Consider the following 20094-nt stretch of genomic DNA (forward strand, 5'->3'; position numbering starts at 1 on the left):
CAAAATAATCTCGGAGGTGTCATTCTTGAACAGTTTTGGAAAATATTTTCTTAAACGAGTCTTCTTCATGATCATCACATTGTGGCTGATCGCAACGATTACGTTTTTCTTAATGCAATTATTACCAGGTACGCCTTATACCAACCAAGAAAAACTTAGTCCAGAAACAATTGCTATGTTGAACAAGCAGTCAGGTTTGGATAAACCAGTCATCGTTCAATATGGAATCTACTTAAAAAATCTTCTGGTCGGTGATTTTGGGATTTCATTCCAATTTAAAAATCAACCAGTGGCAAAACTTTTGGCAGGTCGTATCGGACCGTCAGTACAATTAGGTGCACAAGCTATCATCTTTGGTACACTAGTCGGTATTTTACTAGGAATCATTGCAGCGATGCGCCAAAATACATGGGTAGATACATTAGCTACTTTAATGGCGATCTTGGGACGTTCCATCCCTAACTTTGTTTTTGCGGTATTACTGCAATATATCTTTGCCATGAAATTAAAAGTGTTACCAATCGCAATGTGGAATGGCTTTTCTTATACGATTTTGCCGACGATTGCGTTAGCAATGAGTCCAATGGCCGATTCCGCCAGGTTTATTCGAACCGAAATGGTCGAAGTTTTACATAGTGATTATGTAGAGTTAGCCCGTGCAAAAGGCTTGAGTCGTTGGCAAGTTGCCGTGAGACATGGACTTAGAAATAGTTTGATTCCTTTGATCACGTTACTTGGCCCATTAGCTGTAGGGCTGATGACAGGCTCGTTAGTAGTTGAAAATATTTTCGCTATCCCAGGTATTGGGGAGCAGTTCGTAAAATCAATCATGACCAATGACTACCCAACGATCATGGCAGTAACGATTCTATACTCTGCTTTGTTAGTATTCGTTATCTTGATTGTTGATTTACTTTATGGATTGATCGATCCAAGAATTCGTGTTTCAGGAGGTGCCAAAGGTTAATGGAAATAGTAGACTTAAAAAATGTCCCAGAAAAAATTAAAGAAATACCAGCAAATGAATTCCAGCCTTTGGATACATCAACAACAAAGGAACGTGAACGAATTGCAACACCGTCATTAAGCTTTTTACAAGATTCTTGGCGTCGTCTGAAAAAAAATAAAGCTGCTGTGATTTCTTTAGTATTTTTAGGAATCATCATCTTTATTTCAATTATAACAATTTGGGTATCGCCTCATGACCCTACACAACAAAATGTAGCGTATATCAATTTACCACCACGGATTCCGTTTTTAGATAGTATCAACGGATTCAATGGTACAGCGAATGTTGCTGGTAAAATGGTAGACAAGTACGCTCAAGCCAATGTTCCTGATAATGTGAATTTTTATCTTGGAACCGATGGACTAGGCCGCGATGTATTGAGCCGTTTATTCATGGGAACTCGTATCTCATTATTGATTGCCTTTATCGCAGCTTTACTTGATATTACGATCGGTGTTACGTATGGTTTGATTTCAGGACTTTTAGGTGGACGAGTGGATACAGTGATGCAACGTATTTTAGAAGTCCTTTCTGGAATTCCTAACCTTGTTGTGATGATCTTGATGTTGACTGTTTTTGATCCAGGTATTTTATCGATCGTTTTAGCGATGGTTATTACAAACTGGATTTCAATGGCCAGAATCGTTCGGGCTCAGACGTTGAAATTGAAAGATCAAGAATTTGTTTTGGCAGCTCAAACATTAGGTGAATCTCGTTTGAAGATCGCCGTAAAACATATTTTACCGAATATTTCAAGCGTGATCATTGTTCAAATGATGTTCAGTATCCCATCGGCAATTTTCTTTGAAGCGTTTCTAAGTTTCATCGGTTTAGGATTAAGACCGCCGACCGCTTCACTTGGTACATTATTAAATGAAGGATATAAAACGTTCCGTTTCCTTCCATATTTGATGTGGATTCCTGCCGTAACCTTGTCAGTCGTGATGATTTGTTTCAACTTGTTAGCTGACGGACTACGTGATGCCTTCGATCCTAAGATGAAAGAGTAGAGTGAATGACTATGGAAAAAGTATTAGAAGTAAAAGACTTACAGATTTCTTTTGATACGTTTGCTGGAAAAGTAAATGCTATTCGTGGTGTTAGCTTTGAGCTGTTCAAAGGGGAAACTCTTGCAATCGTAGGAGAATCTGGTAGTGGTAAATCTGTAACAACTAGAAGTATCATGCGTTTATTGAGTAGCAATGCAAACATCGACAATGGAGAAATTCTGTTTAAAGGTGAAGATATTGTACACAAGACGGAAAAACAAATGCAAACCATTCGTGGGAAAGAAATTGCGATGATTTTCCAAGATCCAATGACGTCATTGGATCCAACGATGCCAATCGGCAAACAAGTAGCTGAATCGTTGATCAAACACAATAAAGTATCGAAAAAAGAAGGCCTGGATCAAGCCTTAGAACTATTGAAATTAGTAGGGATTCCAAATGCTGAAAAACGTTTGAAAAACTACCCTCACCAATTTTCAGGCGGACAACGTCAACGTATCGTGATTGCGATTGCGTTGATTTGTTACCCAGAAGTTCTAATTGCAGATGAGCCGACAACAGCATTGGATGTTACGATCCAAGCACAGATTCTAGAATTATTGAAAGACCTACAACAAAAAATCAGCACATCGATCATCTTCATCACCCATGATTTAGGTGTTGTAGCAAACGTCGCTGATCGTGTAGCCGTTATGTATGGCGGACGTTTAGTGGAAGTCGGAACATCCGAAGAGATTTTCTACAATCCGCAACATCCGTATACGTGGGGATTACTGGGCTCAATGCCGACAATGGAAGGAACCGAAGACAAGCTTTATGCGATTCCTGGTTCTCCACCCGATTTGTTAGATCCGCCAAAAGGAGATGCTTTTTATCCGCGTAATGAATTTGCGATGAAGATCGACGCTGAAGAAGCACCACCATATTTTGAAGTCTCGCCAACTCATAAAGCTGCAACGTGGTTATTAGCACCACAAGCACCAAAAATCACCCCTCCAGCTGAAATTGTAAGACGTTGGGCGATTTATGCTGAACGCCATAATACGACTGTAGGAGGCGTCAAATAATGAGTGAAAAAAGAAAAGTACTTTTAGATGTTAAAGGACTAAAACAATATTTTAACGTAGGTCGTCCTGACGAAGTCAGAGCGGTCGATGATATTAGTTTCCATATCTATGAAGGTGAAACATTTGGATTAGTTGGAGAATCTGGTAGTGGTAAATCAACTACTGGACGCAGTGTGATTCGTTTATACGATCCGACGGCTGGAGAAATCGTTTTTAATGGTGATGATATCAGTAAGATCCGTTCAAAATCTGCGATGCAGGCATTCCGTCGTGAAGTGCAAATGATTTTCCAAGATCCTTATGCGTCATTGAATCCAAGAATGAAAGTCAATGACATTATCGCAGAAGGAATCGACATCAATCATTTAGCCAAAGATGCCGCAGAACGTGAAGCGAAAGTCAACGAATTACTAAAAGTCGTTGGTCTTGATCCCAGTCACGGCACACGTTATCCACATGAATTTTCAGGTGGTCAGCGTCAGCGTATCGGAATTGCGAGAGCCTTAGCAGTTGATCCGCGCTTCATCATCTGTGATGAGCCGATTTCAGCTTTGGATGTATCGATCCAAGCCCAAGTTGTCAATCTATTACAAGACTTACAAAAAGATGCTGGGTTGACTTATTTGTTTATTGCCCATGATTTATCAATGGTAAAACATATCAGTGACCGTATCGGTGTTATGCATAGTGGTAGACTATTGGAAATGGGTTCAAGTGATGATGTATATAACTATGGAGTACATCCATATACTGAAAGTCTATTATCAGCTATTCCATTACCTGATCCAGATTATGAACGTACACGTAAACGTATCGTTTATAATCCGCAACCAGAAGATAATAAAGAACGTAAACTAAGAGAAATCACACCTGAACATTATGTGTATTGCTCTGAAGATGAAGTTGACGTTTATCGTAAAAAAATTGAAGAGAAAAAAGCCAGAATGAATCAGTAAGAATTTTGGCAAACTAAATACTAGCTAAGAGAAATCATTCCTTTTTCTTAGCTAGAATTTTTAAAAAGTAAGATGAATGAATCAGTTTTCATTGTGATACAATCATTTTAAACTAGGTTCTTTAGGGGTTAAAACATTGGAAAGTTGAGACTGAACGAGCCCGTTCAGCTTTTTATTCAATCTAGCTTTACGGGCTAGCGCCTCAGAAAAAAGATAAAATAAGAGTGAGACAAAAAGCGTCTCAATCGTATTTTCCTATTTTTCAGTCGGAGCTAAACGAGCCCGTTCAGCTTTTTATTCAATCTAGCTTTACGGGCTAGCACCTCAGAAAAAAGATAAAATAAGAGTGAGACAAAAAGCGTCTCAATCGTATTTTCCTATTTTTCAATCGGAGCTAAACGAGCCCGTTCAGCTTTTTATTCAATCTAGCTTTACGGGCTAGCACCTCAGAAAAAAGATAAAATAAGAGTGAGACAAAAAGCGTCTCAATCGTATTTTCCTATTTTTCAATCGGAGCTAAACGAGCCCGTTCAGCTTTTTATTCAATCTAGCTTTACGGGCTAGCGCCTCAGAAAAAAGATAAAATAAGAGTGAGATAAAAAGCATCTCAATCGTATTTTCCTATTTTTCAGTCGGAGCTAAACGAGCCCGTTCAGCTTTTTATTGGTAGGGTGGTATTCTAATGAAGGTATTAAAAGCGTATAAATACAGACTTTACCCTACTTTATTACAAGAAGAGTTTATTAAAAAGACTTTTTCTTGTGTACGGCTTGTGCACAATCTTTTATTGCAGGAAAGAATTCAGCTATATAAAAATTTGAAAGAAAATCCTGATTTGAAAATTAAATTACCGACACCAGCTCAATATAAAAAAGAGCATCCTTGTTTAAAGGAAGTAGATAGTTTGGCATTATCCAATGCACAAGTATACTTAGATCGAGCATTTAAAAAATTTCATCGAGAAAAATCAATTGGATTTCCTAAATTAAAGCAGAAAAAGAATTCCGTTTCCTCTTACACAACGAATAATCAAAATGGTACGATTAAGATTATTGACGAAAAATATTTAAAAGTACCGAAATTGAAATCGTTGATCAAAATTAGAATGCATCGTCCGTTAATAGGGAAAATAAAGTCAGCAACGATTTCTTTGACTCCAAGCAATAAGTATTTTGTTTCGATCTTGTGTGAAGAAGAAATACCTAAAGTTGAGAAAACATATTCAGCAATCGGGATAACTTTAGGTGCTTCGGAATTTGCTGTTTTATCAAATGGTAGACGTATTGACAATGATAAATATACGAAAGAATTTGAACAGCGGATTACTAGAGAAGAAAGAAAATTAACACGGCGTAAAGAAATTGCTAAATTAAAAGGGACAGATCTTTCTCAACAAAAAAACTATCAGAAGCAAAAACTAAAGGTAGTAAAAATGCGGGAAAAGTTAATGAATCAACGAATCGATTTTATGAATAAAATCACGACAGAAATTGTCAGGAAATATGATTTGATTTGTATAGAAGATATTCATCAAGCAGATTTTTTCAGAAATTCTAAATTACATCGTGGGATTTCAGATGTTTCTTGGGCACTGTTTGTTTCTAAACTTGAATACAAAGCTAATTGGTACAACAAACGAGTTGTCAAAGTTTTATCATGCAAAAAAAGTTCTGAACATTCAGATAATAAATCAGTAAGCCAGATATTTACCCAAGACATTAATGTAAAAAAAGGTCAGCACGATCCTGAAACTGCGGCGAGCATACAAGTGTTGATTCAAGGCTTACAGGATGCAATACCTAATTAAAAAATGAAGAACTGTAGGGACTACAGGGATAGCCTAGGGCATATAAGATAGATATAGCGTTTAGTCGATCATTTATCTTTTTCTAGGAAATTTCTAGTTGAATAGAAATAGTTCACTAATTATTAGTTGATAAAAAAGTTAAACTTTATTCTAGTTGTTCAAGCGATAAACGGTTTGAATAAAATGGAATAAAGTTTTTTTACGCTCTATTTTGAAAAGTATAGTACAATAATACTAAGGGATGATGAAAAAGGAGGAGAGGTATGAACAACTATAAAGCGCTTGTTTTTTTTGACTTAGATGGAACATTATTAGATGCTGAGTCAAATTTGCCTAAAGAAAATCACCAAGCAATTTTACAATTACGGAAAAACAAAATATTACCATTGGTAGCAAGTGGACGTTCACCAAAAGAAATCAAACAAATTACGAAAGGAACGCCAATTGATTCTTATGTGAGTTTAAATGGACAGTTTAATGTTGTGGAAAATAAAGTTATTTCAAAGCATGCAATACCATTAAAATACATTCAAAAATTGATGGCGCTTTCTAAAACATTAGGGCATTCCTTAGCTTGTTATACAGCAGATGAATATGCTGCTTGTTATTCAACTGAAAGTATGGAAAAATTATACAAATTGGATCACGCACCACTGCCGCAAATTTCAGCAAATTTTTACAAAGAACATGAAATTTATATGCTTTATCTTTTTTCAGAAGATGAAGAAACAGATCGATTCTATCAAGCAGAATTTGGTGACACATTTACCTTTTTTAGAGATAGTCCATACTCGTTAGCTGTTGTATTAAAAGGCCAGTCGAAAAAAGCAGGTATTCAACAAATTGTTGAGCACTTGAAGTTAAACGAGCTGCCTACATACGCGTTTGGCGACGGTAATAATGACTTGGGTATGTTTGAAGCGGTACAAACAGCAATTGCTATGGATAATGCCTCCGAACATGTGAAAAGCCACGCTGATTTTGTTACAAAATCTCATATGGATGATGGCATTTGTTTTGGTTTAAACTATTTTGGGTTGTTAGGCTGAAAGGAAGTAAAAAAATGACAGTAAAAATGATTGCGGTGGATATGGATGGAACATTTTTGAATAGCCAACAAGATTATGATCGAGAAAAATTTAACCAGTTGTACAAGCAAATGAAAAACCAAGATGTTCGTTTTGTAATAGCAAGCGGAAATCAATACTATCAGCTTAAATCTTTTTTTCCGCAAATCGAAGATGAGTTATCTTTTGTAGCAGAAAATGGAGCATATGTCGTGAGTGAAGGAAAAGAAATTTTCACTGGTGAAATTGATCCTGAAGTGATTCATGATGTGCTAACAATTTTAGCTGATTTTAAGTACGGGCATACAATACTTTGTGGGAAAAAAAGCGCCTATGTTTCAGACGATGAACCGGAATCATTTGTTGAATATGGCAGGAAATATTATCATCGATTGAAAAAGGTACCGAATTTATTTGAAGTGAAAGAGGATACCTTATTCAAGTTTGCTTTGAATTTTCCTACTGAGCAAGTAGCAGAAGTACTCGAACAATTACATGAAGCATTAGGAGATAAAGTGATTCCTGTTTCTAGTGGGCACGGAGATGTTGACTTGATCATTCCGGGAATTCACAAAGCACATGGTTTGATGAAATTACAAGAATTATGGGGAATAAACGATCATGAAGTGGCTGCTTTTGGTGATAGTGGCAATGATCTGGAAATGCTGAAACATGCGGAATATAGCTATGCCATGAGTAATGGACATCCAAATATCAAAGTAGCTGCTAAAGAAATTATTTTATCCAATGATGAAAATGGTGTTCTTGTTAAGATAGAAGAACTACTTGGAAACTAGTGAATAAAGAGGAAGACAGAAACTAGTTCATTCAAAATAACTAGTTTCTGTCTTAATTAAAAAAAGCATTGACAAAAGCTAATAAATGTCCTATACTATTAAAGTTGAGAAATGAAAGCAGAAGCACCCGCTTCTCGCCTTAGCTGACAACGTCACTGGGCTAGATATGGACTCTAGATATCATTATAGGAGTCTGAAATCAATCGCGGGATCTGTATTCAGAGCCTGTTTTTTATTGTATTTTTTACGATAACAAACTTTCTGAAAAAGAGTTTCAGCAATGATTTTCTCTTAAAATACTTGGAGGTGAATGACCATAGCAAAGGATATGATGGTGAACGACGGCATTCGTGCACGCGAGTTACGTTTGATCGGACAAGATGGGGAACAATTAGGTGTCAAAACAAAAGTGGAAGCATTACAAATTGCTGAAACTGCCAACTTAGATTTAGTTCTAGTAGCACCTACTGCAAAACCGCCTGTTGCGCGAATTATGGATTACGGAAAATTCCGTTTCGAAACGCAAAAGAAAGAGCGTGAAGCTCGTAAGAAACAAAAAGTGATCAACGTAAAAGAAGTACGCTTAAGTCCAACAATTGACTTAAATGACTTTAATACAAAACTTCGTAATGCACGTAAATTCTTAGAAAAAGGGGACAAAGTGAAAGCTTCGATCCGTTTCAAAGGCCGTGCCATTACCCATAAAGAAATTGGTCAGAAAGTTCTTGATCGCTTAGCGGAAGAAACTGCAGATATTGCTACAGTGGAACAAAAAGCGAAAATGGATGGACGCAGCATGTTCCTAACGCTGGCACCGAAAAACGAAAATTAAGCGAACAAGCTGATAACTAGTTAATAAAATTTTTGAGGATGCTAGTTCAACTTTTTCAACTAATTTAGTTGAACTGTATGCGAAATGAAAATGTAGGAGGAAAATTAGTCATGCCAAAACAAAAAACACACCGCGGATCAGCAAAACGTTTCAAACGTACTGGTAACGGCGGGTTAAAAAGATTCCGTGCGTTTACAAGTCACCGTTTCCACGGTAAAACAAAAAAACAACGTCGTCAATTGCGTAAAGCAGGAATGGTTTCATCAGGCGATTTCAAACGTATTCGTCAACAATTAGCAAGAATGAAATAAGAAAGCTTTTAGGATTATTTCCTGAAGTTGTATTTAAAAAACTTGCTGAATTTGAGAAATCTGAAATAATTCATGCAATAACTTAGCAATTAAAATAACTCATAGAGACAACAGATATTTAGGAGGAATTAACCATGGCACGTGTTAAAGGTGGCGTAGTAAGCCGTAAACGTCGTAAAAAGATCCTTAAATTAGCGAAAGGCTATTATGGATCAAAACATACTTTATTTAGAACAGCAAAAGAACAAGTAATGAAATCTTATAGTTATGCATACAGAGATCGTCGTCAAAAGAAACGTGATTTCCGTAAATTATGGATTGCTCGTATCAATGCAGCAGCTCGTATGAATGGCTTGAGCTATTCTAAATTGATGCACGGTTTGAAATTGGCAGAGATTGATATCAACCGCAAAATGTTAGCTGAATTGGCTGTTAATGATGCAGCAGCATTTACTGCATTAGCTGACCAAGCTAAAGGTGCTTTAGCTAAATAATGACTGAACCAAGAGATTGGGAAAGAAGCGTTTAACGCCGAGAAATAAGAGGGAATTCATGAAAATGGCTTTTCAAATTTTTGTGGAGTTCAACTTATCACCGATGGCGTTGCTTATGCTCCCACCGTTTATTCGGATTCTTTAAGGCTAGGATATAACTCGTAGAGTTATGTTCTAGCCTCTTTTTATATAAAAAATAGATAATTTAACATGTTATTTAGATTATTTTGTACATTTTTATGGATTTAATGTTATAATTATCTCGATTAATTGAATACAATAATAAATAGAAAGCTGGTTTTAAAGTGAGAAAGAAAATTTTTTGGGTTATGACGCTTATCCTTGGTTTTTTATTCTCGTTTGGGATGAAAACGGAGGCTGCTTCGCTCAATGATTTACGATTTGGTTCTCATGTTCAAACTTATGGTGATACTGGTTTTGGTAAGGACAAGAGACTAAGAACAATTAGTGAGATGGGTGCAGACGGTACAGGAAGTGGTTCAGTTCGAGAATCAAAAAGAATGGAAGCCATGTTTATTAGAGGAACAAATGATATCACGATCAATACGCATATTGAAAGTATTGGCTGGTTATCTGAAAAATTGACGGCAAAAGAGAAAAATGCAGGTGTTTCGAAACGTAACATTAAAGGCCGTAATACGACGATTTATTACGAAGCTGGTCGTGGCGGGACCGCTGGTGGATCTTTGCGAGTAGAAGCAGTCGAGTTTACCGTGAATGGTAGCTTGGCTAAACAGTATGATATGTATTATTGTGTCCATGCACAAAGTTATGGTTGGTTAGGCTGGTCGAGGGCAAAAAGTACAGCAGAAGATAGCAATTCAACAGCACACAAAGCAGGAACTGCCGGAGTTGCAAAACGCTTGGAAGCTTATAAAGTAGTGCTGGTCCCAAAAGGCTCGCCAGCACCGAAAAATTTTAGTGGACAAAAGAATTACCAATACATTGCAAAAGACTCATTGGGTCGAGTGTATGCTTATAAAGATGGTAAGCGAGTAGCTAAATAGACAAATCAACATGATTCACTCAAATACGCTTTTACAGTCATTTACTGCGTGGCTGAAGTCTGATATTATTAAAGTGTTATATAAAAATTTAGACAAAAAGGAGCGTATTGGGATGGAATATGTCAAGAAATTTTTTATTTTGGTTGGTTTGTTTTTAGTAAGTCAAATTAGTATGACAGTCTTTGGTGTAGCAAAAGGATTTTCTTTAGAGATGGGAGAAACTAATTTATCCTTGTTTGCATCGATTCTATTGATCCTAGTGGTTATTGGAAACATATGGTTGTTGATGTTTTTAGGAAAAAAGCTGGGATTTCTAAATTTAAGTTGGGATTTTTTTACTAAGAAAAATGTTGGGATTATTTTAGGCGGTTTTATTTTAGCACGTGTGATTGCGATTGGAGGAACACTTCTATTAAACACTCAAGGATCAGAATCTACTGCCAATGATGCTGCGATTCAAACCATGTTTTTAGGAGAAAATCCTTTATTGATCCTATTATTGATTGGGTTCTCGGCACCAATTATGGAAGAAATCGTGTTTAGAGGTGGAATTATCGGTTTTTGGTTGGAAAAATTTCCAATGGTCGGTATTGCAATCAGTTCTATTTCATTCGGTTTGATTCATGGACCGACGAATCTGATCAGTTTTTTGATTTATGGTTTGATGGGCTTGATTCTTTCTATGGCGTATTACAAAACGCAGCGTTTAGAGATCAGTATATCTATTCACTTTTTAAATAATATACTTGCAGCGATCGTAATCGCTTTTGGACTGATTTAGTATAATAAATTAAATAAAAAGAGGTTGGACAGCAGTGTTTGTTCATATTCCTTAAGGTTAGGAGCTAACTCTACGAGTTATACCCTAACCTCTTTTTTGTTTCATAATTTCTCCTGTTGGTTTATTATTCTTTTTTTGCTTTTACTTGTGCATCATAAACCGCTTCACCTTCCATTTCAATCTGATAGGCTTTTGAATCTTCCAGCTTGAAGAAAGGATAATACAATCCAAAGCTAAGTAAAATCTGTACGATTTGCAGAATAGCTCCCCGCCAGCCACTAACCATCAATCCTGAAATGATAGGCGGCATGGTCCAAGGTAAATTCACTCCATTTGCTAAAGGAACAATTCCAGTTGCCATTGCAGTATATGCCAAAAGACACATCAAAAGTGGGGCAATAACAAAGGAAATCAGCATCATTGGATTTAAGACGATCGGAATACCAAAAACTAAAGGTTCATTGATATTAAAAATTGCAGGTGCAAATGATAATTTACCCAATGTTTTAAACTGAGAGGACTTTGCGAAAAATAGACAAGCAATAGCTAAACCAATAGTTGCGCTAGACCCACCAAGTTTGACAAAGTTACTATAAAATTGATAGTTTACAATATTGGGGAGTTTTTCACCTGTAGCGAAAGCTTGGGCGTTTTCTACGGTGAGTGCGATCCAAATCGGCTGCATTACGGCGCCTACAATATTCGAACCGTGAATACCGAAGGACCACAACAAGGCTTCAAAAAGTAAAATAATCAATGTTGCAGGAAGTGAACTACCTAAAGCTAAGAGCGGTGTTTGGAGAACCTCAAAAATAAAATTTTGAGCCGTTTCATAAGAAGTGAAGGTAAACCCGATCCGAACCAGGTTAAATACGATCACCACAAAAAATCCGGGAATCAATGCTGAAAAAGATTTCGCGACATTAGAAGGAACAGAATCAGGCATTTTGATTGTCCAACCTTTTTGTACGACCCAACGGAAAATTTCAGATGCTAGAATAGCCGTGATCATACCGACAAACAGGCCTGATGCACCAAAGTTTCCTAAAGGCAGAAATGAACCAGCATCTGTTGAAGTGATCGGTGTTAGCACTAGAAATGCTACAAGGGCAATTGCTTGAGTAGAGCCTCGATCGACAGAATAATATTTTGCCATCTCACTAGCAATCCCTAAAATCACAAATAAGGTCATTGCATTCATAGTCATATCATTGACTTGTAAAAATAGTGACATCCAGTCTTCACCTAAAATGGCTGCCATAAAGTTAGTATAAGGTTCAATCGGCAATTGTGTGATTAATAAAAACAAAGAACCAATGATCAATAAGGGCATAGCGACAAAAAAACCATTTTTGATTGCTGAAAGATAACGATTAGAATCAAGTTTATAGGCAATCGGACCTAACTTTGTTTGTAGCTTATCTAAAAAAGTATTCATGTTGTTCCTCCTTTATTTTTTATGAAATAAAAATTTGAACCTTGAAGATTTTGTAAGCCTTTACAAAAATGAGGAATAATTGATAAACTTATTTTATAGTATATGCTTGTTAAAATCAATACATTAAAGTTGTTTTTCTTTACAAAAAGATTTTTTTATCATTAATATTTTTCAGAAAAATTATCTACTTGTTTACAAATGTTATTTCTAAATTATTTGAATCTAGAGGTAAATTAAATAGAAGCTCACTGCCATTTTTTAGCATTTTTCTATTAAACTATAAATGTAGTACGATAGTTACGAGGTTGCCGAGAACGAGTATAACTTCGTATCATATTATTAAAAAAACATAGAAGACTTACAAAATTCGGGAATGTTAGTTGTATTTTTCATTAAGATATTTTACGTTGATTACATGAATGGATTTTGAAGGTTCCAACGATCTAGCTTTTTTAGTTTTTAGATTTTTACATCGTACAAAAAAAATGTTATATTATTCTTATGAAGAAAGAGTAGCGAATGTCTATTAAATAGATGGATACAAGTATTTTATGTTATCCAGCTTCATGGGCTAGTCTCTAGGAAAAAAGATGAAAATGGCATGAGGCAAAGAGCACCTCAGTCAATTTCCCCTATTTTTCAGACGAGACAAAACGAGCCCATTCAGCTTTTAAATTTAGGAGGAAGAAAATGAAAGAGGAACAAAGATTTGGAATTATGAAAAAATATGTCAATTGGGCTTTGGATGTTGTTTTAGGTATACTTGCCTTACTTATTTTGATTTTTATGATTCGTCAACTGATTGATATTGGCACATTTATCAACAAACCAATGACCCCTAAAAATTTATCGATTGTGATGCAAGAAATTGTTGCATTCTTCATGTTATTTGAGTTTATTATGATGGTGATCCGTTATATTCAAGAAGGTCATCATATCCCGATCAGGTATTTGATTTTAATTTGTATTACGGCAATTTTAAGACAGCTCATGGTATTACATGGGGAGGCGGTTCAAACATTATTATTATCTGTATCCATTTTATCACTGGTTATTGTATTGTTTGTGCTCAATTTAAGTGGGAATAAATCGTATGCGGGCTTTAAATCTCGTATAGATGAGAATCAACAAATCGATAAATAAAAAAAAGCCACTCGGTAAAAGCTAGAGTGGCTTTTTTGTTTAGCTATACTTAAATTCTTAATAAAGAAATCAGCATGATAGCCAGTACAACTTGGATGAAGCCGACTGATAATCCATAAATCAAGAAACGTTTGCCTTCTTTAAAGAATTTTTGGAAATCCAAGCGTAAGCCAATGGCAGCTAAAGCAGTGATTTCAAACCAACCGCTAATGAAGTGAGCCGTTTCACTGAATGCCACTGGTAAATGAATCAGACTATTTACAACACAAAATAAAACAAATCCGATTACATACCAAGGCAAAGGTAATTTTTTTTTCTGTGATATCATTTCTACTGATGAAGAAACAGTGGCTTTTTGCTGTTTGAATGTACCAAAAAAGTAAACGACGAATACAAGCAACATAATTCGCATAATTTTAAACAGCATAGCAAGCTCTACAACTTGTCCATTGACCATGCTGGCACTTGCTACGACTTGTCCCACAGATTGTAAGATACCACCAATCAAGGCACTTTTGGTTAGAATATCGTTGCCATAAATAAGAGAGGCAATAACAGGCAACAGCAACATTAAGATTGTTCCTAGTAAATTGACTAATGTAATAATTTGACCTTTTTCCTCTTCTTTTGCATGGATAGTAGGCGCAATCGAAGCAATTGCAGAAGAACCGCAGACCGCATTTCCACCTGCCATCAATAAGGACATATTTTCTGAAAATCGCAATTTTTTACCAAGTATATAAGAAGCTATGATCGTCAGGCCCATTTGTAAAAGAACAAAAATACCTCCTTTAATACCGATTTGGGAGATGGTTTGGAAGGTAACTGTTACACCTAGCAGTACGACGGAAAATTCTAAGAGCTTACTTTCCGCTAGTTTAGTTCCTTTTTCCAACAAGGGGTTTTTCAAAAATGTATTCCCAAGTAAAATACCGACTAAAATCGCAATAGTTGCTGCTCCTAAAGTCGGTAGCCAAATTGCGATGATTTTACTGATGACAGCTACAATAAAAGCTGTCATTAACCCTGGTAAAATCACTATGATATTTTTTAAATATGGTTTTTTTTTATAGTTGCTCTTCACTAAATCATTCATCTTCTTTCTCGTTTTTGTTTATCTCTACATTTAGTATAACGAAACAATTTGCATTTGAGAAATAAATAGTTAAAATAATATCTATAACTAAAATGAATGGAAGGGCTCCCTATGTTTAGATTACTGAAAACATTTCGTATCGTATATGAAACAAAAAATTTTTCAAAAGCAGCGGACTATTTATTTATTTCTCAACCTGCCGTTTCTAATCAAATCAAGCAATTAGAAGAAGAACTTGATTGTCCACTATTTGTTCGTAATGGACGGCAAGAAATACTATCTACAAAGCAAGCAGATATTTTATATGAACATTTACTTAATTTAACTGATGACTGGGAAGATGTCTTGCAAGCGTTACAACTCCAAGAGTCTAATAGAGAAACCTGTAGAATTATTGCGTCTAATACCTTTGCGGTCTATTATTTGCCAGAGTTGATGGTGCAATTGATCCAGCACTTTCCAAAAGTATCATTTGTATTAGATATGAAAAATTCTGAAGAAGTTTTAGATAGAATCGAGAAACATCAAGCACATTTTGGATTTATTGAGAAGCCGTTAATAACGGATTCGATTGTTCGTCAAGAAATTTTAACTGATGAACTAGTTCATGCTGGTGAATTTTTTGCCGATTTATGGTTGGTCCGTGAAGAAAATTCTGGTGTTTTTCATTATACAGAACGTTACTTTTTAGAACATAATTTAAATCCTCAAAAAATGATTATAAAAAATAATGAAATGATCGTCAGGTGTCTGGAACAAGGGATTGGTCAATCGATCCTATCAAAGAGAGTACTAACGAAAAAAATAAAATGGCGTTCTTTAGGGCGAGAATATCAAAGGGACTTTTATTTTATTAAAAGGCCGCATATCAAATCTGCTCAATTGCGAGAAATTGACATGTATATCAATCAATACTATAAAAATTAAAAATTTGAAAATTTAAAAGTGGGGAAAAGTAATAATATAATATATTTATATAAATAAAATAGACGTTTTAATGGAAGAAAGCAGGTTAATTGTGCTATCTTAATAAGAGATATTCAATAAGGAAAATAAATCAAATAGTTATTTTCTAAAGGTAAGTTTATTTGAATGATTGTTATGATAGGAGGAAATAGTATGGAAACATTTTTATGGAACATTCCGCTAAAAGAATATGTTGCCAAAGTGGACCAAACAATTGAGATTGATCAGGAGTTTATTGATTTTTACGAGAATTTAGCAAAAGAGGCAAATCAATTAGTCGAACTTGTGAACCCTACAACATTGCCAGTGATTCTACCAAAACTGATTGCTATAGATGAGAAATGTACATTGACCATGTTTTATATCTTTAATGGATATGTATTTGAGAATGATAGCGCGGTTGATATGATTCGCTTAATCGAACGAGAATACAAGAAAACACACAGAGAAAAATATATTTTTGATATGCCAGAGTACGAAACATGGTCGATTTCTCAAAGAATTATCTAATTGAGACGTTTATCATTACATAGAATTTCGGTAAAGAATCAATAAAAAAGCATTGAAATTTTTATAAACGTAACACGACTAGTTAGTAGCTTTTAGTTGTGTTTTTTCTTTTGTTCAGAGAAATAACGTATGCTACAATAAAATAGCTATTCTGGCAAAGAACACAATTGATAGCTCAACGTCTCTTTAACTAAGTGGAGGTATCGCGATGGAATCAATGGACTATTTATCAAAAATCATTCCAAGAATAAGTGATTATTCTTTAGATGATTTCAAAGTGGAAGAACAAAATGAAGAGTATGAGGGAACTATTTTTCACTTGGGTAATCATTCGTATCGAAGTAGAAAGGCAAAAATAACGCCTAAAAAACTTGGATACTTTGTTGTGTTCTGGGAAAAAGATGAGACAAATAAAAACAAACCTTATGACTTTGATTCATCACCAGATAAATTGATTATTACGGTAGTGGATCAAGAAAAACTTGGTCAATTTATATTTCCAAAAGAGATTTTAGCAAAAAAGAAAATTTTAAGCGATGGAAAAAATAAAGGAAAAATGGCTCTTCGTGTATACCCAGATTGGGTAACAGGATTGAATAAAACAGCTCGAACGACACAACAATGGCAAAGTTCTTTCTTTATTGATTTAACAAATAAGCAAGAGCTCAGTAAATTACAAAAGCTATATTTTGGCTAATTATCTAAAGGGAAGAAAAGAAGGATTTTATTGATTATAATCAAAGTACTTTTCAAATTGAGCCACAGAAATACAGATTATTTAGCTTTTGTACCGGATCCTGTAAATGTTTCATTCTATCTTAAAAGTGAATCGTTCAAAATCATTAAAAGAAAAAACTGGAAATAAGCATTATTGCTTATTTCCAGCACTAATAGTCATCAATAAAGAAAATACAAACAATGATATTCGTATAAAAGGAAGTATCGAAAAAGGTTACGTTAGTTGTTACTCATTGTTTTTCTTAAAGAATACTTGGGAGTAGTAATTGACTATTAGTTTTAAAATCACTGCTTACTCTTTAAATCATCCAGGAGAATGGGTAAAAGCTGGTTGGGATCAGCGTTTAACAAAGTCAATGGTTGGTTGACTATTATAATTATGATTTAAAAAGTAAGCAAGTGTTTTCTAGATAGAAACGAATACACAAAAAATGGCGTTGGATACACATCCAACGCCATTGCAAGTTCAATAAATAAGCATAAACAAATCCAAGTCAGAAAAAACTAGCATAAACCCCTAGAAATTTCTCTCAAAATTGAGTAAAATGGAAGATGTCAATGTATAAGTATTGGCTTAAGCAACTTGATTGGTCAGGTGTTCACTGACTGTTCAGGGCTTCATGATTTAGTTGGTAGCTAAATCGTGAAGTGCTTTTTTTGTCTTATTCGCTTCTATCTAACACCCATTTTATAGGAAAACCCTTTTAGGGTCAATAAAGGGATGAAAAAAAATAGATAAATCTGTATTTTATTGTTTTTTTGTGTAAGTTATCTCTTTCTTTAGAGGGGGAATAAATGTCTATAGCTATTTAGGTTAAAAACACAAAAAATTAAAAAAGAGATAAACACTAATGTTCTTATTTCTCGAAATGTATAGACTGTCAAACTAAAGAAATGACTTTTCTTTAAAAAAAGTCAGGATTAGCGTAAAATGTAAGTGTATACAAAAATATGAAAATCATTGTGGGGATTAAAATGTTGATAGAACTAGTGATGGTGCTGACAATTTTTACATACGGTAGTAATTTTATTTTGTATCTGATTCTTAGAACGAAGGAAAAAATCAAAGGAATCGAAAAACTTTCAATCTTTTTCGGTGTAAATATGACAATTTTACTTTTGGATGGGGTCTTTTTGTTTATAGGAAAAGCAATTGCAGATAATAATATTACTGTTTTAGAATAAATGTTGAAAGAATGGGGACACTAATTTTAGGTTGACTTCATTTTTTTTTGTTAAAAATTCGGCTAAAAGTCCTATATGAATGACGAAGATTTTCTGATAAGGTACAATAGAAGAAACAACTGGAGGGGAAACTGATGGCAAAAATCATGATTATAGAAGATGAGGCAACGATTCGTGAATTAATCAGCGAAGAATTGCAGAAATGGCAGTTTGACACATTTGGAACGACAGATTTTAATAATGTTTTAGAAGATTTTCAGCGTGAAGAGCCTCAATTGGTTTTGTTGGATATTAATCTTCCTGTTTTTGACGGTTATTATTGGTGTCAGAAAATACGTGAAATTTCTAAAATTCCGATCATCTTTATTTCTAGTCGTAATACGAATATGGATATGATCATGGCAATGAATATGGGTGCTGATGATTTTGTCACCAAACCTTTTCAAATCGATGTGTTGATTGCCAAGATAAATGCGTTGTTACGTCGTTCATATAATTATTCAGAAGTTGGCAGTGAAATTATGTCGCATAATGGAATCACGTTGAATGTTGATAATGGCAGTATGGAAATTGATGGTGCAGTGATTGATTTAAGTAAAAATGAATATCGTCTGCTGTATATTTTGATCAAGAAACATGGGAAAATTTTAACGAGAGAGAAATTATTACGTGCGTTGTGGGAAGATGAGCGCTTCGTAGATGACAACACGTTGACTGTCAATATCAATCGATTGAGAAAAAAAATCGAACAAGCAGGTCTTGAAGGATATATTGAGACAAAAGTAGGGCAAGGCTACATCGTACCGTAGAATAGGAGAAGAAAATGACAATTGGTAAGTACTTAAAAGATCATTGGCTTTTATTGATCGGCTGGCTATTTTTTATTGGCGTAACCTGCTTTATTTTATGGTTGTCTCCTGATATGGTCGTGAATCTATCCATCATAGGGTACTTGGTCTTATTGCAAGGACTATTTTTACTTCTTTTCTTAACAATCGATTATTCATTAAAAAAACGCTGGTGGCGTTCTCTGGATATTTCACAACATCCTCCTTCTTTGGAGCAGTACTTAAGTGAGGCTTCAAAGTCAGAAGAAAGAATCGTTCAAAATTATATTAATGGCTTATTGGTGGAACATCAACAAATTATGCAACAAGCAATTAATAATCAACAGGATCAAAAAGATTACATCGATTCGTGGGTTCATGAAATCAAAGTGCCATTAGCGGCAGTCAATTTGATTTTACAATCGATCGAAGATGAGATTCCAGAAAAGAAATATTATTTAGTCGAAAATGAGTTAGGTAAAATCGATGAGTATGTCGAACAAGTTCTTTATTATGCTCGATTGGATAGTTTTTCTAGAGATTACTTGATTCAGGAGTATTCATTGAAAGAAATCGTTCAATCTGTTATTCGCACTCAAGGAAATTATTTTATCCAGAAAAATTTACGTTTTTCAATAGAAGGAAATGATCAAATGGTCTTGACCGATGCAAAGTGGGTTGCCTTTATTTTCAAACAATTAGTCAGTAATGCAATCAAATATACACCTACTGGCGGTGAGATCACAGTTGTGCTAACGCGTACGAAAGAAGGCGCTTGGTTATTTTTGAAAGACACTGGAATCGGTATTCCCGAAGAAGATCAACGACGCATTTTTGACAAAGGCTTTACGGGAGAAAACGGTCGATCGAGTGAGCAGCATTCAACAGGTTTAGGGCTATATTTGGCGAAAAGTCTTGCGGATAAATTAGGCCATCAATTGACGATGGAATCAGTTGAAGGAGAAGGTACGACGATGAAGTTGTTGTTTCCGTTTTTGAGTTACTTTAATGAGAGAAGATAATAAGCGTGTT

21 protein-coding genes are annotated in these 20094 nt (G+C 35.0%); 19 read left to right on the top strand and 2 right to left on the bottom strand.

From position 1 onward, the window contains the following. Positions 1-25 precede the first annotated feature (25 nt). The 12 genes from opp1B to IGI43_RS14160 all read left to right on the top strand — a co-directional run bounded on the left by opp1B (position 26) and on the right by IGI43_RS14160 (position 11159). Positions 26-967 carry an oligopeptide ABC transporter permease Opp1B gene (gene opp1B / locus IGI43_RS14105; protein WP_438758413.1) on the top strand — a complete coding sequence of 314 codons (942 nt, stop codon included), beginning with the start codon at positions 26-28 and terminating at the stop codon, positions 965-967. Next, positions 967-2019 (top strand): oligopeptide ABC transporter permease, encoded by a 1053-nt coding sequence (opp3C, locus tag IGI43_RS14110; RefSeq protein WP_438758414.1) that lies wholly within the window; start codon positions 967-969, stop codon positions 2017-2019. Before opp1B ends, opp3C begins: the two co-directional genes overlap by 1 nt. Positions 2020-2024: 5 nt before the next feature. Beyond that, a complete protein-coding gene (opp1D, locus tag IGI43_RS14115) occupies positions 2025-3086 on the top strand; it encodes an oligopeptide ABC transporter ATP-binding protein Opp1D (protein ID WP_438758415.1) in 1062 nt (353 codons plus the stop codon). After that, entirely contained in the window at positions 3086-4042 is a 957-nt protein-coding gene (locus IGI43_RS14120) for an ABC transporter ATP-binding protein (RefSeq protein ID WP_438758416.1), read from the top strand. The genes opp1D and IGI43_RS14120 overlap by 1 nt, the downstream gene beginning before the upstream one ends. A 682-nt stretch (positions 4043-4724) precedes the next feature. Then, on the top strand, positions 4725-5849 hold the full coding sequence (locus IGI43_RS14125) for an RNA-guided endonuclease TnpB family protein (protein WP_438758417.1): 1125 nt from the start codon (positions 4725-4727) through the stop codon (positions 5847-5849). Positions 5850-6112: 263 nt separating this feature from the next. After that, positions 6113-6898, top strand: coding sequence for a Cof-type HAD-IIB family hydrolase (locus IGI43_RS14130; RefSeq protein ID WP_438758418.1), 786 nt, complete (start codon positions 6113-6115; stop codon positions 6896-6898). Positions 6899-6912: 14 nt separating this feature from the next. Then, positions 6913-7713 carry a Cof-type HAD-IIB family hydrolase gene (locus IGI43_RS14135; RefSeq protein WP_438758420.1) on the top strand — a complete coding sequence of 267 codons (801 nt, stop codon included), beginning with the start codon at positions 6913-6915 and terminating at the stop codon, positions 7711-7713. 310 nt (positions 7714-8023) lie between these two features. Then, positions 8024-8545 (top strand): translation initiation factor IF-3, encoded by a 522-nt coding sequence (gene infC / locus IGI43_RS14140; protein ID WP_010762696.1) that lies wholly within the window; start codon positions 8024-8026, stop codon positions 8543-8545. 110 nt (positions 8546-8655) lie between these two features. Next, entirely contained in the window at positions 8656-8856 is a 201-nt protein-coding gene (rpmI, locus tag IGI43_RS14145) for a 50S ribosomal protein L35 (RefSeq protein WP_010762697.1), read from the top strand. A gap of 134 nt (positions 8857-8990) precedes the next feature. Beyond that, complete coding sequence (gene rplT, locus IGI43_RS14150; RefSeq protein WP_010763962.1) at positions 8991-9350, top strand: 50S ribosomal protein L20; 360 nt, start codon at positions 8991-8993, stop codon at positions 9348-9350. A gap of 305 nt (positions 9351-9655) precedes the next feature. Then, positions 9656-10378 (top strand): hypothetical protein, encoded by a 723-nt coding sequence (locus IGI43_RS14155; protein WP_438758421.1) that lies wholly within the window; start codon positions 9656-9658, stop codon positions 10376-10378. Between the two features lie 112 nt (positions 10379-10490). Next, positions 10491-11159, top strand: a complete 669-nt coding sequence (locus IGI43_RS14160; RefSeq protein WP_438758422.1) for a lysostaphin resistance A-like protein — start codon at positions 10491-10493, stop codon at positions 11157-11159. A 124-nt stretch (positions 11160-11283) separates the two neighbouring features. Here the strand turns inward: IGI43_RS14160 and IGI43_RS14165 are convergent, their stop codons facing one another. Beyond that, positions 11284-12597, bottom strand: a complete 1314-nt coding sequence (locus IGI43_RS14165) for a PTS sugar transporter subunit IIC (RefSeq protein ID WP_438758423.1) — start codon at positions 12595-12597, stop codon at positions 11284-11286. 690 nt (positions 12598-13287) lie between these two features. Here IGI43_RS14165 and psiE point away from each other — a divergent pair. Beyond that, positions 13288-13740 (top strand): phosphate-starvation-inducible protein PsiE, encoded by a 453-nt coding sequence (psiE, locus tag IGI43_RS14170; RefSeq protein WP_438758424.1) that lies wholly within the window; start codon positions 13288-13290, stop codon positions 13738-13740. Between the two features lie 49 nt (positions 13741-13789). On the opposite strand, the gene IGI43_RS14175 is transcribed toward psiE, so the two are convergent. Next, entirely contained in the window at positions 13790-14836 is a 1047-nt protein-coding gene (locus tag IGI43_RS14175; RefSeq protein WP_438758425.1) for a YeiH family protein, read from the bottom strand. Between the two features lie 111 nt (positions 14837-14947). On the opposite strand from IGI43_RS14175, the gene IGI43_RS14180 reads away from it, so the two are divergent. The 6 genes from IGI43_RS14180 (at position 14948) to sapS (ending at position 20084) form a co-directional block, all read left to right on the top strand. Then, the gene (locus IGI43_RS14180; protein WP_438758426.1) at positions 14948-15763 is read left to right on the top strand and encodes a LysR substrate-binding domain-containing protein; all 816 of its coding nucleotides are present in this window, start codon (positions 14948-14950) and stop codon (positions 15761-15763) included. 192 nt (positions 15764-15955) lie between these two features. After that, positions 15956-16312, top strand: a complete 357-nt coding sequence (locus IGI43_RS14185; RefSeq protein WP_438758427.1) for a DUF7006 family protein — start codon at positions 15956-15958, stop codon at positions 16310-16312. Positions 16313-16520: 208 nt separating this feature from the next. Continuing rightward, positions 16521-17009 (top strand): MepB family protein, encoded by a 489-nt coding sequence (locus IGI43_RS14190; RefSeq protein WP_438758428.1) that lies wholly within the window; start codon positions 16521-16523, stop codon positions 17007-17009. Between the two features lie 1016 nt (positions 17010-18025). Beyond that, positions 18026-18235 carry a hypothetical protein gene (locus IGI43_RS14195; protein ID WP_438758429.1) on the top strand — a complete coding sequence of 70 codons (210 nt, stop codon included), beginning with the start codon at positions 18026-18028 and terminating at the stop codon, positions 18233-18235. Positions 18236-18369: 134 nt separating this feature from the next. Then, positions 18370-19044: a two-component system response regulator SapR gene (sapR, locus tag IGI43_RS14200; RefSeq protein ID WP_438758430.1), complete on the top strand. Its 675-nt coding sequence runs from the start codon at positions 18370-18372 to the stop codon at positions 19042-19044. Between the two features lie 14 nt (positions 19045-19058). Continuing rightward, positions 19059-20084: a two-component system sensor histidine kinase SapS gene (sapS, locus tag IGI43_RS14205; RefSeq protein ID WP_438758431.1), complete on the top strand. Its 1026-nt coding sequence runs from the start codon at positions 19059-19061 to the stop codon at positions 20082-20084. The last annotated feature ends 10 nt before the right edge of the window (positions 20085-20094 follow it).

It is taken from the genome of Enterococcus sp. AZ126 (genome assembly GCF_051714545.1).
In the GTDB taxonomy this organism is placed as follows: Bacteria; Bacillota; Bacilli; order Lactobacillales; family Enterococcaceae; genus Enterococcus_L.